Annotated in this window: 13 protein-coding genes; 9 read left to right on the top strand and 4 right to left on the bottom strand. The window is 63.5% G+C overall.

Annotated features, from left to right (window positions below):
- Positions 1 to 60: 60 nt before the first annotated feature.
- Complete coding sequence (locus AC57B6_RS27340; protein WP_030100810.1) at positions 61 to 1,008, top strand: phosphoribosyltransferase; 948 nt, start codon at positions 61 to 63, stop codon at positions 1,006 to 1,008.
- 17 nt (positions 1,009 to 1,025) lie between these two features.
- Here the strand turns inward: AC57B6_RS27340 and AC57B6_RS27335 are convergent, their stop codons facing one another.
- Positions 1,026 to 2,711 carry an ATP-binding domain-containing protein gene (locus tag AC57B6_RS27335; RefSeq protein WP_496422490.1) on the bottom strand — a complete coding sequence of 562 codons (1,686 nt, stop codon included), beginning with the start codon at positions 2,709 to 2,711 and terminating at the stop codon, positions 1,026 to 1,028.
- Positions 2,712 to 2,862: 151 nt separating this feature from the next.
- Between AC57B6_RS27335 and AC57B6_RS27330 the strand changes: the two genes are divergently transcribed.
- The 3 genes from AC57B6_RS27330 (at position 2,863) to AC57B6_RS27320 (ending at position 4,849) form a co-directional block, all read left to right on the top strand.
- The gene (locus AC57B6_RS27330; protein ID WP_030100812.1) at positions 2,863 to 3,489 is read left to right on the top strand and encodes a glutathione S-transferase family protein; all 627 of its coding nucleotides are present in this window, start codon (positions 2,863 to 2,865) and stop codon (positions 3,487 to 3,489) included.
- Positions 3,490 to 3,511: 22 nt separating this feature from the next.
- Entirely contained in the window at positions 3,512 to 4,138 is a 627-nt protein-coding gene (locus AC57B6_RS27325; protein ID WP_106353278.1) for a glutathione S-transferase family protein, read from the top strand.
- A gap of 132 nt (positions 4,139 to 4,270) precedes the next feature.
- Entirely contained in the window at positions 4,271 to 4,849 is a 579-nt protein-coding gene (locus tag AC57B6_RS27320) for a Fur family transcriptional regulator (protein ID WP_030100814.1), read from the top strand.
- A gap of 96 nt (positions 4,850 to 4,945) precedes the next feature.
- Here AC57B6_RS27320 and AC57B6_RS27315 read toward each other — a convergent pair whose 3' ends face one another.
- Positions 4,946 to 5,458, bottom strand: coding sequence for a response regulator (locus AC57B6_RS27315; protein ID WP_030100815.1), 513 nt, complete (start codon positions 5,456 to 5,458; stop codon positions 4,946 to 4,948).
- Positions 5,459 to 5,898: 440 nt separating this feature from the next.
- Positions 5,899 to 6,678 (bottom strand): TetR/AcrR family transcriptional regulator, encoded by a 780-nt coding sequence (locus AC57B6_RS27310; protein ID WP_178370109.1) that lies wholly within the window; start codon positions 6,676 to 6,678, stop codon positions 5,899 to 5,901.
- 75 nt (positions 6,679 to 6,753) lie between these two features.
- On the opposite strand from AC57B6_RS27310, the gene AC57B6_RS27305 reads away from it, so the two are divergent.
- The 3 genes from AC57B6_RS27305 to AC57B6_RS27295 all read left to right on the top strand — a co-directional run bounded on the left by AC57B6_RS27305 (position 6,754) and on the right by AC57B6_RS27295 (position 11,071).
- Positions 6,754 to 8,301, top strand: coding sequence for an MDR family MFS transporter (locus tag AC57B6_RS27305; RefSeq protein ID WP_178370110.1), 1,548 nt, complete (start codon positions 6,754 to 6,756; stop codon positions 8,299 to 8,301).
- Between the two features lie 427 nt (positions 8,302 to 8,728).
- Positions 8,729 to 9,814: a hypothetical protein gene (locus AC57B6_RS27300; protein WP_496422489.1), complete on the top strand. Its 1,086-nt coding sequence runs from the start codon at positions 8,729 to 8,731 to the stop codon at positions 9,812 to 9,814.
- A gap of 183 nt (positions 9,815 to 9,997) precedes the next feature.
- A complete protein-coding gene (locus AC57B6_RS27295; protein WP_030100819.1) occupies positions 9,998 to 11,071 on the top strand; it encodes a TAXI family TRAP transporter solute-binding subunit in 1,074 nt (357 codons plus the stop codon).
- A 30-nt stretch (positions 11,072 to 11,101) separates the two neighbouring features.
- Here AC57B6_RS27295 and AC57B6_RS27290 read toward each other — a convergent pair whose 3' ends face one another.
- A complete protein-coding gene (locus AC57B6_RS27290; RefSeq protein ID WP_496422488.1) occupies positions 11,102 to 12,541 on the bottom strand; it encodes an aminotransferase-like domain-containing protein in 1,440 nt (479 codons plus the stop codon).
- Positions 12,542 to 12,657: 116 nt separating this feature from the next.
- On the opposite strand from AC57B6_RS27290, the gene AC57B6_RS27285 reads away from it, so the two are divergent.
- Positions 12,658 to 13,545 (top strand): DMT family transporter, encoded by an 888-nt coding sequence (locus AC57B6_RS27285; protein ID WP_030100821.1) that lies wholly within the window; start codon positions 12,658 to 12,660, stop codon positions 13,543 to 13,545.
- 137 nt (positions 13,546 to 13,682) lie between these two features.
- Positions 13,683 to 14,588, top strand: a complete 906-nt coding sequence (gene sapR / locus AC57B6_RS27280) for a sap1 transcriptional regulator SapR (protein ID WP_028197325.1) — start codon at positions 13,683 to 13,685, stop codon at positions 14,586 to 14,588.
- The last annotated feature ends 7 nt before the right edge of the window (positions 14,589 to 14,595 follow it).

Raw genomic sequence — 14,595 nt, 5'->3', positions numbered from 1 at the left:
CGCCGTTCTCCGTCCACGCGACAGCTGTCCTACGCGCGCAATGCGGCGCCCCCGAGAGTCATGAACAAGCCGGTTTTACCCCTGACGTACGAACAACTCGATCACTGGATCGAGTCGCTGCAACCCGCCTTGCTGGCGGAGCAGTTCACGCTGGCGATCGGCATTCTGCGCGGCGGCGCGCCGCTTGCGCTGATGGTTTCGCATGCGGTGGGCACACCGGTCGCGTTTCTGCGTTACGAGCGCCGCTCGCGCACGGTCGCCTGGGATTCGACACTGCCGATTCCGCCCGCGGGTTCGAAAGTGCTGCTGTGCGAAGACATCGCGGGACGCGGCTTTACGCTGACCGATTGCATCGCCTTCCTTCAGCAACAGGGACTCGAGGTCCGGACACTAACCGCCGCGGTCGACGATCTGAGCCGTACGCAACCCGATTACGCAATCGACGCGCGCGGCTACTTCGCGCTGTTTCCATGGGAGCGTCAGGCCTACACCGAGCGTTATCGCGCGGACTGGGAGCGCGTTGAAGCGGGCTTTGCACCCGCCATGGCAGACGATCACGAATACGCCACCTACGCGATCGACCTCGACGGCATTCTGCTGCCCGACGTGCCGCTCGCGCGCTACGACGAGGATCTGGCCGCCGCGCTCGCCGAGCGCGACGCGTTGCTGCCGTTCGAAGTGCTGCCGGGTATCGATCTGCAACGCGTGCGTACGATCATCACCGGCCGGCCGGAAGCGGATCGCGCGCGCACCGAAGCGTGGCTCGCGCGGCACGGCTTCGGTCATATGCAACTGGTGATGCGCGCGCCCGGCACGCACGATGAAAGCGCCGCCGGTGCGGCCGCTCACAAGGCCGCGGCGGCATTGCGCGGCGGCGTCACGCATTTTGTCGAAAGCGATCCGGTGCAGGCATTGCTGATCGCGCAACAGGCGCCGCTGCTGCGCGTGATCTGGTGGAACGCAGCGACGCAAACGGGAATGCTGGTCGGCGCGCGTGCGTGGACCTGATGGCGCGCCGGGCTTCTTCACACTTCTTTTGCTTCTCTGATTTCCTTTCCTTCCCGCAGATTCAGATGCCGCGCGGCCCGCTGCGAGGCGACGATAATCAGCTTCATGGTCGCACGCGTGGCGCCGACGAACAGCTTGCGAGCGATACGCTCGTCGAATGATTCGAAATCGACTTCGGTCAGAATCACGCACGGCGCCGCCTGCCCCTTGAAGCGATAGATCGACTCGAACAGCACATCCCCTTCGCGGTAGGCCGGGTTGCCGAACAGATCGTATTTGCCCGTGAAACTGCGCAGCCGATGCGGACCGAGATGGTCCTGCCCGGTCATCGCGGAGCCTTCGCGGCCGCGAAACGACAGCACCGCGATGTCCTGTTTGCGAAAGCCGAGCGACAACGCCTGCGTAATCGCCCGCTTGGTCGCATCGATACTGCTTTCGGTAGCATTCGCTTCGTCGTAGACGGAAAGCGAAATATCGGAGCCGTCGAACGGACTGCCCGACGCCAGTGCCGCCGCAACCGGTACCGACGTGCCGACCACGTCGCGCAGGTAGTCGAGAATGTCGCGCGGACTGCGGTAGTTGGTGGTTTCCTTCAACGTGGTCCAGCCGGGCAGTTCGACCGGCTCACGCATATAGAGATTCTGCAGCGGATCTTCGAGCCACCACCACGCGGCGTCCGGCCGCAACAGCCGCTCGAGGGCAGCCACCCAGGGCTGCTGGAAATCCTGCCCTTCGTCGACGATCAGCACGTCGAATTGCCAGCGCGCGTCGATCGGCGTTTCGGCAAAAATCGTTTCAAGCTGATTGAACACGTCGCCGGACTGAAAATCCGGCTCGCGGCCCGCGTCGCGCGCGACCCAGTCGCATAGCTGGTGATAGTTCGCCACCTTCGCCTCGGGCGGCGCGACCCGCGCGATGTGATCCGCGAGCGGCCGGTTGAAACACACGTACAAAGGCCGCTGCCCGCGCGCCACCGCGTCGTTCATCACCTGCACCGCCAGTTGCGTTTTACCGGAGCCGGCCGTGCCGATCACGCGCAGCCGGAACGGCGAAAACTCGAGCCGCCGCGCCCAGGTAGCGAGGCCGCCCGCCAGCCGCGTCACGAGCGTGCCGGCCTGGCCGACCAGCGCGCTGGCGTCGGGTGCGAGCGCCAGTTCATCGGCGAAAAAGTGGTGGATCTTCGGTGCGCAGGCAAGACGCGCTTCGTCGGCCGGCAACGCTTCGCGAATGATCGCGGCCAGCCGGTCTTTACGCGTTGCGTCGACGATCCGCGCGGGATTGACGCCGGCAATGGCCGTGTCCTTGACGATGTGGTCCGGGCAATACAGCAGTTCTTCGATCAAATAAGTGCCCGCGCCGAACGCAGCGGTAAAGCGCCGGTGCAGCGTTTCGACGGTATGCGCCAGCGCGATCGCCACGTTGCGCTCCGTCTGTAGATAGACCTTGACGAGACCCTTCGGCGTTTCGCGCAGGAAACCGGTTTTCTGTTCGACGATCATCACGCGTCCGGCCGGGCTGACGATCACGAAATCGGCCTCGCCGAACACCGAAAAGTTCTGGTTCAGGCGGGTCCAGTGCACGCCGTGATAGACGGTGTAGCCGTCAGGCAGCGCTTCTTCCAGTAGTGCGAGGGTTTCGCGCTCGCGGGCCGCCGCGCCGGTAGCGGCGAGGCTCTTCCAGTCGTCGGGGACAATGCGGGCCATGCGGTGCCTCGTCGTATTCGGGTGCGCCCATTGTACGCAACGGCCACGCGTTGCCGGCGCTCAAACCCACTCGCATCGTGTATCGTTACTGGCTGAACGCCGCGCGTCGCGCGCGGCTTGCCACCTGTCAATGTTAAAAAGGATTTACCGGATGATTACAATCTGGGGACGCGCCAACTCGGTCAACGTGCAGAAAGTCTTGTGGTGTTGCGACGAACTGGTGCTGCCGTACGAACGCATCGACGCAGGGCTGCAATTCGGCCGCAACAATGAGCCCGACTATCTGGCCATGAACCCGACCGGCAAGATTCCGACGCTGGTCGACGACGACTTCGTACTGTGGGAATCGAACTCGATCCTGCGCTATCTGGTGCTGCAATACGGGGAATCGAGCCTCCTCTATCCGTCCGAGCCCAGACTGCGCTCAAGCATCGACCGCTGGCTCGACTGGTCGCTCACCACGCTGCAACCCGCGGAAAAACCCGTGTTCTGGGCTATCGTGCGTACGCCCGCCGCCGAGCGCGACGCCACCAGGCTCGCCACCGACGTTGCCGCGGTCACGCTGCTCTGGCGCTTGCTGGACAATCATCTGCAAGGCCGTTTCTTCCTTGAAGGCGAGCAGTTCACACTCGCCGATATCGTGATCGGCGCGTATGCGAAACGCTGGTTCGGCCTGGAAGGCGTCGAACGGCCGCCGCTGCCGAATCTGGAGCGCTGGTATTCGCGGATTGCGACGCGCGCGGGCTTCAAGAAATACGTCGATTTCGCACTGACCTGACCCATCCGGCTACGACCCGAAAATGACGATCAAGCTCTACGCATGGGGCACGCCGAATGGCCGCAAGGTCAGCGTCGCGCTCGAGGAAATGGAACTGCCGTACACGGTGCAGCCGGTTAACATCGGCCGTGGCGAGCAGTTCCAGCCTGACTTTCTGCAGATCAGCCCAAACAACAAGATTCCCGCCATCGTCGATACGGACGGGCCGGACGGCCAGCCGATCAGCGTGTTCGAATCAGGTGCGGTGCTGCTGTATCTCGCCGAAAAAACCGGTAAATTCCTGCCGAATACGCTGCGCGAACGTGTCCCGGTGCTCGAATGGCTGATGTGGCAAATGGGCGGTTTCGGGCCAATACCGGGTCAGGTGCACCATTTCGCCGCGCTCGAGTCCGTCACCGAGCGCGCCTATGGTCTCAAGCGCTATCTGGACGAAACCAACCGTTTATATGGCGTGCTCGACCGGCGCCTCGCACAAACGGAGTTCGTGGCGGGAGAATTGTCGGTGGCGGATTTCGCGATTCTCGGCTGGGCGTGGCGTCACGAACGGCACAAAGTGGACCTCGCCACCTATCCGAACGTGCAACGCTGGTACGAAACGCTGTTCGCACGGCCCGGCGTGCAGCGCGGCTTCGCCGTGAAGCTCGATTGAGTCCGGCTTGAGTCCGGCTTGAGTCCGGCGGCCTCATGCATGGCGGCGGCGCGTTGCCTCGACCGGCCAAGCGCACCGCACACCGGCACGGCACCGGGCACAGCAAAGCACGATGGCCTTTATAATCGACCCATGAAGACCGCCAAGCCCGCCGCGACCGCTGAAAAAGCCACCCTTGCCACCTCCGCTCATCGTCATGAGCCGGGGCACGCGCATGGTGGCCACGGTGCATCGCAGGAAGCCGCCCTTACCCTCGCGGAAGAATATTGCCGCGAACGCGGCGAGAAACTCACGCCAATCCGCCGCAAAGTGCTCGAATTGCTGCTAAATTCCGGGCGCGCCACCAAGGCGTATTCGTTGCTCGACGACATGCGCCAGATTCATCCCGGTTCGGCGCCGCCCACGGTTTACCGGGCGCTCGATTTTCTGCTCTCGGCCGGACTCGTCCACCGCATCGAATCGATTAATGCGTTCACCGTTTGCCACGACCTCACGCAATGCCAGCACGGCATTCTGGTGGTCTGCCAGCAATGCGGCAACGTCACCGAACTGCATCAGCCCAAACTGCGCCAGGCACTCGTCGCGCAAATCGAAGACGCGGGCTACCGCCTTGCCAGCGACGAGATCGAATTGAAGGGATTGTGTTCTGCCTGTCAGGCCGCGGAGGCCGCCAGCGCCGACGCCGCAGCACCGGTTGTTGCCGTCAAATAGCAGGCGCTGCAAGCAGGTTATCACCGCGCGAAAACCTGCCGCCGAAGATCCGGAAGATCCGGCGGCAGACAACCGCGCCCGCTTCCCAGACGTCGATCAGCCCGCCGCGCGAGCGTCGATCGCGTCGTGCAACAGGGTCACAAGGTCTTCCGGCAACGCCGGCTTGGTCATGAAATGCTGGAAGCCTTCGCCGATGCTGCGCAAGCGGTAAGCGTCGTCGGTATGGCCCGTGAGCGCCACGGCCACCGAAGGCGCGTGATCGCCACGAATCTCGTGATCGCGCAGCCGCTGGATCAGGTAAAAACCGTCCATCGCCGGTAATTCCAGATCACACACGACGGCATCGGGCAACAACCGCAGCGCCGCTTCGACGCCCGCTTCCGCATCAGCCACCGCGACGACATGCGCGCCTTCCGACTCGAGTAACAAGGTCAGCGATTCCCGGCTGTCCGGGTCGTCTTCAACGAGCACGATCGTGGCCTGATCGAGTCTCAATACTCCGTTCATGTTCTGTTGTTGCTCAATAAAACCGGTTAGGCCGTTAGACGCGGCCAACGTATCGTCCTGCTGTATGCCGCCGATTTTTGCGGCTACGGTATTGCTGTCCATGGTTCCGACTCGAATTCGTGCGTCGAGTTGCATGCAGGCCCTCGATTGTAAAACGTGACCCGAGCACAATGCGTGCGCACGGTAACGCGCCAAAATTGCACGCCGATGAAAAAACCACCTTCGACACCCCTGCTCCGGCAGATAGATGCCGACACCCGATCCGCCGTAGCCACCGCTGCAAACCCATGTGCATCGCGTTGCCCATCCGGCGTCTTTCCTGATATCCGTGTTCCTTGCGACGCCGGTTCTGTTGCGGTCCTGTTGTGATTTCCGCACGGCGTTTGCATCCACCGCTTAGGTAGCACGTGGCGTGCCTCAGCGCTCTCTTTGCGTCCATCAGTTCTGTCGTTCACGCACGGCGCCCGCACCATGCGCGCGAAATCGCAGCGACTGCGTTCAGCCACTGCAACAAACGTCATCTGAGTGAGCTGGCTCGCGTGTCAGTCCGCTTTGCCGGGACCGATGCCATGCATCAGCAAGGCCACCACATGCCGGGTGATTTCCTCGCCGCCGATGTTGCGCCGCACCGGATCGTTACGCCAAAGCTTCGAGGCGGCCAGCGGCAGAATCGTCAGACCTAGCAGGGTGACAAATACCAGCGAAGGTTCAAGCCCCGCATTCAGGCGCCCTTCCTTCTGCCAGCGCGCGATGGCCGACAGCGACGCCTTCTGGTTCGCGTCGCCGAACCGTTCATGCATGCGTTGGCGAAGCAGGCCGCCGTCGCTGATCACTTCGCGTACCCACAGCGACGGAAACCACGGGTGCTCGTGCGCCACCTGCATCAAACGCCGCGTGAGCTGCGTGATGGCCGCCACCGGATCGTCGGGATTTTCCTGAAACGGCACGCCGAATGTTGCGCGTAGCGGCGCGAAACGCTCGTCGATCAGCACGTCGAGCAACTGCTCGCGCGTCTTGAAGTAGTAATGCATCATCGCCGGCGTGAAACCCGCCTCGCGGGCAATCTCCCCAAGCGTCGTATCGACGATGCCCTGCCGCGCGAACAAGGCGAGCGCGGCATCCAGCAGGCGCTTGCGCTGCTCCGGGCCACGCGCCGCGCCCGAAGGCCGGCCCGGGCGCCGCGCCGGCGCGGCCTTCTCCGGTTCGCCCACAGCAGTTGATGCGGTTGATGCGGCCGACTCCGCAAGCTTGCGCGCCTTCGCGGCAGCCGTGTTGCGCAGCGCTCGCTTCACTTGTGGTTCATCTGACGAAATCCTTGCCATTGCATTCAGTTTGACGATTGACTCAATGTCGCATATATTAATCTCTAAATTAATTAATTTCAACGCCGTGGTGCCATGAACCAATCGACAACGACTCAACCCGCCGTGCTCGTGCAGCCCGGTGCACAACCGGACGTGCAGTCTGGCCCTCAGCCCGCCGACCATCCGCCGATCCGCCTGCTGTTTCCGGCGTTACTGCTGGTCATGCTGCTCGCCGCGCTCGATCAGACGATCGTCTCGACCGCTCTGCCGACCATCGTCGGAGAACTCGGCGGGCTCAACAACCTGTCATGGGTGGTGACCGCCTACCTGCTCACCTCCACCATCGTCGTGCCGCTGTACGGCAAGTTCGGCGATCTGTTCGGCCGCAAGATCGTGCTGCAGACCGCGATCGTGGTGTTCCTCGTCGGTTCGGCGCTGTGCGGCGTCGCCCAGAACATGACCCAGCTAATTCTGCTGCGCGCGCTGCAAGGGCTCGGCGGCGGAGGTCTGCTGGTCGTCACGATGGCGGCGATCGGGGACGTGATTCCACCGGCCGAACGCGGCCGTTATCAGGGCGTATTCGGCGGCGTATTTGGTCTCGCAACGGTGATCGGACCGCTGCTTGGCGGCTTTCTTGTCGAGCACCTGTCATGGCGCTGGATTTTCTACATCAACCTGCCGCTCGGCGTCATTTCGCTGGCGGTGATCGGCGCGGTCTTCAAACCGCACGTACGGCACGTGAAGCACACCATCGATTACATGGGCGCCGCGTTTCTCGCCGGCGCGCTCACGTGCATCATCCTGTTCACGAGCCAGGGCGGCACGATCCTGCCGTGGTCGTCGCCGCAGTTGTGGTTCACGCTCGGAATGGGGCTCGTGGCAATCTGGGGTTTCATCCACGAAGAGCGCACCGCCGCCGAACCGATCATGCCGCTTGAACTCTTCAAACAGCGCACGTTTTTGTTGAGCAGTCTGATCGGTTTCATCATCGGCGTATCGCTGTTCGGTTCGGTCACTTTTCTGCCGCTGTACTTGCAGGTGGTCAAAGGTTCGACGCCGTCCCAGGCCGGCATGCAAATGCTGCCGATGATGGGTGGCCTGTTCGTGATGTCGATGGTAACCGGCCGTTTGATCAGCAGAATCGGCAAGTACCGCATGTTCCCGATCGCCGGCACGTTCCTCGTGGCTGTGGCGATGCTGCTGCTCGCACGCCTGCAGATCGGCACGCCGATTCATGTGATGTATGTCGACATGGGCATACTCGGCTGCGGCCTCGGCATGGTGATGCAAGTGCTGATTCTCGCCGTGCAGAACACGGTCGAGTTCAGGCATATGGGTGTCGCCACGTCGGGCGCAACGCTGTTCCGGTCGATCGGCGGCTCGATCGGCGTCGCCAGTTTTGGTGCGGTGTTTTCGAACGGCCTGGCCGCGCGCCTGGCAACGCTGATTCCGCCCAATACCGAATTGCCGCACGCGCTCGGGCCGGCCGCCATCCATCAGTTGCCTGAAGCGTTGCGCGACGATTATCTGCAGGCGTTTGCCGGCGCGTTGCATACACTTTATCTGTCGGCGGCCTGCGTGGTAGTACTGGCCTTCGTGCTCGCGTGGCTCCTGAAGGATCATCCGCTGCGCAAGCACTGACCCCGTATCACGTCTGCCGCGCGTGTTTTCTGCAAGCGCTTGATGACGAGGTCGAACGCCGTGGGCTTCGATCTCGTTCTGTTTCATCTCCCCTGCCGTTTTTGCCGATCGCGCCCTCGCGTCATTGCCTGCGCACCGCGAACTTGCGAGCGCGTATGAAAAAACACACTGCCCATTCGTTCTGCCGACATATGAAGTGTTTCGTCGTACCTACAAATGAGCGCGCCGACGTCCGAAGTAGGTGAGAACGTCGATTGACGTTCTCCGCGAAACGCCACATATTGCAAGCAGCGGAATCGCAAGCGAGGACTTGCGCCCCAAGGTTCTCCAGTGCATGTGGATCGTGATTTTCGCAGGTGTCACGCCTGCCTCAAACCGATCTGAAGCATGCCGTAACGACGTTGTTTCCCACAGGTGGGTCCACAGCATGTCCACCCAGACAACACTCGGCCAGGATTTCCCGATGCCCTGCAGACGCTGTGGCGGCGCCCTGTACCGGCAGGTCGACTATTGTCCGTATTGCGGCGCGGTGCATCCGCTCGACGCAGATCCGCACAAACGCACTGTGATACCCGGCAGCCGCGCCAGCGCGATGAACAGAAGCGCGCAAAAAAGCAGCTTCGATCCAACCAGGCCAAGCGGAACCGGACTCGCTGCGCAGACCGCGCTCACCGACGAAGCCGCTCCTGGCGAGCCGCCAATGCAAGCGCCAATGCAAGCGCCGGTACTGGCGACGCTGCCTGCGCGCGCCGACCCGCCGTTCGCCGAGCCGCCGCATGCTGACGGCCGCAGCGTGTTCCCGATGCGCCGGGTACTGATCGCGATCGCGGTCGTTGGCGCAATCGGGCTAGCGTATGTCGCTTATGCGCTATTCAGCGGCGACCACGAATCGCAGAACGGCAACACCGAGCAAACGGCAGACAATCCCCAGGACGCCAGAACGGCGACCGGCACGATTGCTCTATACACACCGGCCACACCGGCGCCGTCGACGAACCCGACTACCGCGAGCAAGCCCACTGCGCTCGCGAATCCCGCGAATCCTGCCAATCCCGCGAAGATCGCACCGGCGATTCCAGTCACGCCGATCGCGCCGCCGATGGCCGTGCCCGCCAAACCGCTGACGCCGCAGTTCCGCGATGCCGCGCAAGCGCTACAGGCAGCACGTCTGGCGCTCCGCGCCAACGATCTGTCCGCGGCACAAGCGGCGCTCGGCGCAGTGCAAACATTGCAACCCGGCGACGCCGACGCGCAAGATCTGGCGCTGGAATTGAAACCCCTCGCCGCGCGTCGCGACGCCGCGTTGCAGGCAGCGCAAGCATGTGCGGCGCAGCAGTCGTGGAACTGCGCACGTCAGCACGCCAATGAGGCACTCTCTATCGACACCGGCAACGACACCGCGAAGACGATCCTCGCACGCGTGATTCGCGAGACGGGATGGGCTCCGCTCAAGCCGCACGCTGCGATAGACAGCCCGGCCGGCGATCAATCGTTTGGATACCGAATTACGTAGCCGTTTGCGAAACCGCCGAAGCATCGCCAGACCGATTGCCCCGGCGATCGCGCGGCCTCTGAGCGGCAACAGACGGACACGGCACGCACAGCGCATAAACATGTGATGGCAGGCGGGTTCACCGGTGTCGCACAGGTGCCGGCGCGCGAGGCAGTTCAACCTTGACCGACAGGTAGATAGACCATGCTGAAGACATTTTTGGCGGGATGCCTTGGGCTGTTGCTGACGGTCATGTCATCGTTGGCAAGCGCCGAGCCGGCGCACTACAAGATCGTCACCGGCCCGGAACGGGGCACGTATATTCAGATCGGCCAGGACCTGTCGAAATGGGTGGCGCAGCCGGCCGGCATCGACCTGGAGGTGCTGGCCTCTAAAGGCTCGGCCGAAAACGTGCAGCGCATGCGCTTCGAGCCGGGCGTGAAGCTCGCGCTGGTGCAGTCCGACGTGTATCAGGCTTACATCGATATGGCCAACGCGGGCAATCCCGACGCCGGCACGGCCATCCGGCCGCTGCGGCTGATCATGCCGCTGTACGACGAGGAAATTAACGTCGTGGTCCGTGCCGACTCGCCAATGAAAACCCTCGCCGACATCAAGGACAAGAGCATCAGCGTGGGCCTGATCGGCAGCGGCACCGCTCAATCGGCCACGACCCTCTATCACCTGATGTTTGGACAGACCATTCCCGAGCAGAACATCCAGCACCTGAGCAACGAAGACGCCCTGGCCGCGCTGATCGTCAGGAAAGTGGATGTGGCGATCATCGTGGTCGGACAGCCGGCCAACCTGTTCAACGAAATGAACCCTGAATTGCTGCAACAGATCCGCTTGTTGAAGGCCGATCCTGCCGCCCCCGAAACCGCCCGCGCCAAACAGACCTATTTTCCCGCCACAATCCGCGCCACCAGCTATCCGAACTGGCTGAAGGAAGACGTCCCGACGTTGACGGTGAAGGCCTTTCTCGTCACCTACGACTACGGTCTGCGCGACACCGTCGGCAATCTGAATCATTTTGCCGACTCGCTGTGCGCCAACTTCGACAATCTTCAGGAGCACGGGCATCCCAAGTGGAAGCAGGTCAAACTCGAATTGCCCACGCTCGTGCGGGGATGGAAATACTACGGTCCCGTGGAAAAACATTTGCGCGCGTGCCTTGCGAACCGGAGCGCGGCGATCAGCGCGACCGCGGCGCAAGCTGCGCAAAAACCGCGTTCAGCCTGCACGGAGCAGGAGCGCCTGCTTCTACTGTGCAAGTAAGGCCGCTTGCTGGTGGCGAGAACTGTGCGTTCAGGCATGCGCCTTCGACATAGCCGACACCTCCATCGCCCGTTGCAGCGCCTCGTACACCTTGGGCCGGTTGCATTGCGACACGTTAAAGCGCAGGAAGCCGGCCGCCGATTGCGATGCGCTGAACACATTACCCGGTGCGAACACCACGCTCTCGGCTAACGCGTGACGCGCGACGTCGGCGGCGTCGAGCGCATCCGGCAGGCACGCCCAAACGAAAATACCGGCCCGTGGCCGCGTCCACACTTCAAGACCTGCATAGCCCAGCCGCCTGATTGTTTCGCCCATGGCGTCCGCGAGTTTCGCGCGCATCGATTCCAGATGCCGCCGGTACGTGCCGTCCACCAGCAGACGATGCACCACGCTCGCCGCCAGTTGGCCATTGCCGAACGAGGTGGCCAGTTTCAGATCGACCAGCGGTTCGACCCACTCGCTGCGCGCCGCGATGTAGCCGCAGCGCACGGCCGCGGACAAGGTCTTCGAAAAACTGCCGATCGAGACCACCCGCGCGAGCCCGTCGAACGCTGCGAGGCGCGGTGCCGGTTCGTCCTCGAAGTCGGCGAAGATATCGTCCTCGACGATCAGCAGATCGTGCTCGCCCGCCAGTTTCAGCAAGCGGTGCGCGATAGCCGGCGCCAGCGTCGCGCCGGTCGGATTGTGGATCGCGGAATTGGTCACGTAGAGCCGCGGCCGATGCTCGATCAGCGCCCGCTCGAATGCCGCCAGATCCGGCCCGTTCGGCGTATAAGGCACACCGACGATGCGGGCGCGATGCGCGCGCAGCAGCGCCTGAAAGTTGAAGTAGCACGGATCGTCGATCAGGACCGTGTCGCCGGGTTCCAGCAGAAAGCGGCAGACGAGATCGAGCGCGTGCGTGCCGCCGTCGGTCAGCACGATCTGCTCTGGCGGCGCTTCCACGCCATGCTGCGCGAGCCGCCAGGCGAGTTGCTGGCGCAGTGCGGGCAGGCCGAGCGGGCTCGCATAGTCGGCCAGCGGCGCCTGCGGATCGCGCGCCAGGGCACGCAAAGCGCGGCGCACCCCGTCTTCCGGCAGCCATGACGGCGGCATCCAGCCGCAGCCGGGTTTGAACACCTTTGCACCGGCCTCCAGCGACTGCCGCGTAAGCCACAACGGATCGACCTCGCGATCCAGCCGCGGCCCGAGATCGGACAGCGCGAGCGGCGGCGCATGGCCGGATACGAAAAACCCGGAACCGCGCCGCGCCACGATCACCCCTTCCGCGACCAGCCGGTCGTACGCTTCCACCACGGTCGACTTCGACACACCGAGTGTTTCCGTCATCGCGCGGATCGACGGCACGCGCGCGCCCGGCATCAACGAACGGCCGGCAATACGCTCGCGCAGGCTGTCCATCACCGCGCCGACCCGCGTGCCGGCCGGTGCGCCCGGGCTCGTCCGGCTGCTATCACTTTCCGCCATCTGTACTGCTCCATGTTCGGTACAGTTTGTACGAATTGTACTGATCCGTAGCTTACCCTTTATCGTCCAGAAGCGGATGCTAGGCGTATTATTTGCAATCCGCATGGACTCTTCCAATGGACAAGACAACCAACGGCTGGGTGAGCGGCATGGTGGGCGTACTGATTTTCAGTGGCTCGCTGCCCGCCACCCGCATCGCCGTGCAAGGCCTCGATCCGGTGTTTCTGACGGTCGCCCGCGCGACCATCGCGGGCACGCTGGGTCTGTTGCTGCTGCTGGCATTCCGCGAGGCCCGGCCCGCGAAGCGCGATCTGATTCCGCTGGTGGTCGTCGCCCTCGGCGTGGTGGTCGGCTTTCCGCTCCTCACCGCCCTCGCGCTGCGCCACGTGAATGCCGCGCACGCCGTGGTGTTCGTCGGGCTCCTGCCGCTGTCCACCGCGATCTTCGGCGTGCTGCGCGGCGGCGAACGCCCGCAGCCGGCGTTCTGGCTGTTCTCGGCGCTCGGCAGCGGCGCGGTGGTCGCGTTCGCGTTGCGCCACGGCCTCGACGCGTCGCCGCTCGGCGACGCGCTGATGCTGGCGGCAATCATCGTCTGCGGCCTCGGTTACGCAGAAGGCGCTCGGCTGTCGCGCCATCTCGGCGGCTGGCAGGTCATTTCGTGGGCGCTGGTGCTGTCGCTGCCGTTGATGCTGCCGCTCGCCTGGTGGACGCGCCCGGCATCGTTTGAAGGAGTAAGCCACGCCGCGTTGTGGGGGCTTGCCTATGTGTCGCTCTTCAGCATGCTGATCGGCTTCGTGTTCTGGTATCGCGGGCTCGCGCTCGGCGGTATCGCGGGGGTCGGGCAGTTGCAGTTGCTGCAGCCGTTCTTCGGCCTGCTGCTCGCCGGTCTGCTGCTGCACGAACAGATACCGCCCGCGATGATTCTGGTGACCGTCGTGGTGGTGGCGTGCGTGGCGGGCGCCCGGCGCTTCTCGCGGGCCACGCCGGTGCGGCCGGCCGTCTGAGCGGAGCCTCGCCGTTGGCTCGTCCACGCGTGCGCATCCTCATTTTCAGGACGGCGCAAAGGCCTGACTATTCGTTGAATGCGGGTTGAATATGTCATCATCCCGATGATCGATCCACTACCCGCACCGCGACTACGATGCCGACCGCTTTTGCACAAACCGTCGAAGCCCGCTTTGCCGAACTCACACCGACCTCCAAGCGTGTCGCCAGTTACATGCTGGCGAATCTCGAACGGCTCGGCCTCGAAACCGCCGACCAGATCGCCCAGCAAGCCGGCACCAGTGGCATTTCGGTGGGCCGGTTCCTGCGCAGCATCGGCTACCAGAATCTCGACGATCTGAAGCGCGAACTGCGTGGCGCCCAGGAGCGCCCGTGGCTGATCACCGACCGGCTCGACGCGTTTCGCCGCACCGCCGGCCAGCACGGCGTAACGCCACCCGCGGCAAACGGCCCTGACGTCGCCCACGCTGCCCCGAACCCGGCTCTCGCCCACTCGCTCGAGCTTGAAATCGGCGCGATCCAGCATGTCTATCAGCTCGCGCAGTCGCCGGTGTTTGCCCGCGTGGCCGAACGCATTTCGAATGCGGACGCCGTCTATATTCTCGGCATTCAGTCCACGCGCGGCATCAGCAACGCGTTCTACAGCTACCTCGAGTACATCCGCCCGCGCGTGTTCTATTCCGACGGCATGTCGGGTTCGTATGTCGATTCGCTGAACTCCGAGTTCAAGTCGCCCTATCTGATCGTCACCGATACGCGCGCCTACTCGATGATCGCGCGCCGTTATTGCGAAGCCGCCACGCGCCGCGGCCTGCCCTTCGCGCTCGTCACCGATATCTACTGCCCGTGGGCTCGCGAGTTCGACGGCGATCTTTTGCAGGTGAAGACCGATGTCGGCCAGTTCTGGGATTCGCTGGCGCCGCTCACCTGCCTGTTCAATCTGCTGATCTCGGCGATTGTCGAACGGCTCGGGCCGGGTATCGACGAACGCGTTGCACGCAATCGCGAACTGCAAAGCGAATTCGATCAGTTCGATCTTTGAAGCGGCT

The organism is Paraburkholderia sp. BGA-UO-ETr-F12, from assembly GCF_059567945.1.
Note: the sequence above shows the minus strand (reverse complement) of the source record. Positions and strands in the feature narration are given on the sequence as shown.

What these genes read in the sequence shown, in the direction of transcription:
- AC57B6_RS27340 (WP_030100810.1), top strand. Translation starts at nt 61, where the DNA reads ATGAACAAGCCGGTTTTACCCCTGACGTACGAACAACTCGATCACTGG.
- AC57B6_RS27335 (WP_496422490.1), bottom strand. Translation starts at nt 2,711, where the DNA reads ATGGCCCGCATTGTCCCCGACGACTGGAAGAGCCTCGCCGCTACCGGC.
- AC57B6_RS27330 (WP_030100812.1), top strand. Translation starts at nt 2,863, where the DNA reads ATGATTACAATCTGGGGACGCGCCAACTCGGTCAACGTGCAGAAAGTC.
- AC57B6_RS27325 (WP_106353278.1), top strand. Translation starts at nt 3,512, where the DNA reads ATGACGATCAAGCTCTACGCATGGGGCACGCCGAATGGCCGCAAGGTC.
- AC57B6_RS27320 (WP_030100814.1), top strand. Translation starts at nt 4,271, where the DNA reads ATGAAGACCGCCAAGCCCGCCGCGACCGCTGAAAAAGCCACCCTTGCC.
- AC57B6_RS27315 (WP_030100815.1), bottom strand. Translation starts at nt 5,458, where the DNA reads ATGGACAGCAATACCGTAGCCGCAAAAATCGGCGGCATACAGCAGGAC.
- AC57B6_RS27310 (WP_178370109.1), bottom strand. Translation starts at nt 6,678, where the DNA reads ATGGCAAGGATTTCGTCAGATGAACCACAAGTGAAGCGAGCGCTGCGC.
- AC57B6_RS27305 (WP_178370110.1), top strand. Translation starts at nt 6,754, where the DNA reads ATGAACCAATCGACAACGACTCAACCCGCCGTGCTCGTGCAGCCCGGT.
- AC57B6_RS27300 (WP_496422489.1), top strand. Translation starts at nt 8,729, where the DNA reads ATGTCCACCCAGACAACACTCGGCCAGGATTTCCCGATGCCCTGCAGA.
- AC57B6_RS27295 (WP_030100819.1), top strand. Translation starts at nt 9,998, where the DNA reads ATGCTGAAGACATTTTTGGCGGGATGCCTTGGGCTGTTGCTGACGGTC.
- AC57B6_RS27290 (WP_496422488.1), bottom strand. Translation starts at nt 12,541, where the DNA reads ATGGCGGAAAGTGATAGCAGCCGGACGAGCCCGGGCGCACCGGCCGGC.
- AC57B6_RS27285 (WP_030100821.1), top strand. Translation starts at nt 12,658, where the DNA reads ATGGACAAGACAACCAACGGCTGGGTGAGCGGCATGGTGGGCGTACTG.
- sapR (WP_028197325.1), top strand. Translation starts at nt 13,683, where the DNA reads ATGCCGACCGCTTTTGCACAAACCGTCGAAGCCCGCTTTGCCGAACTC.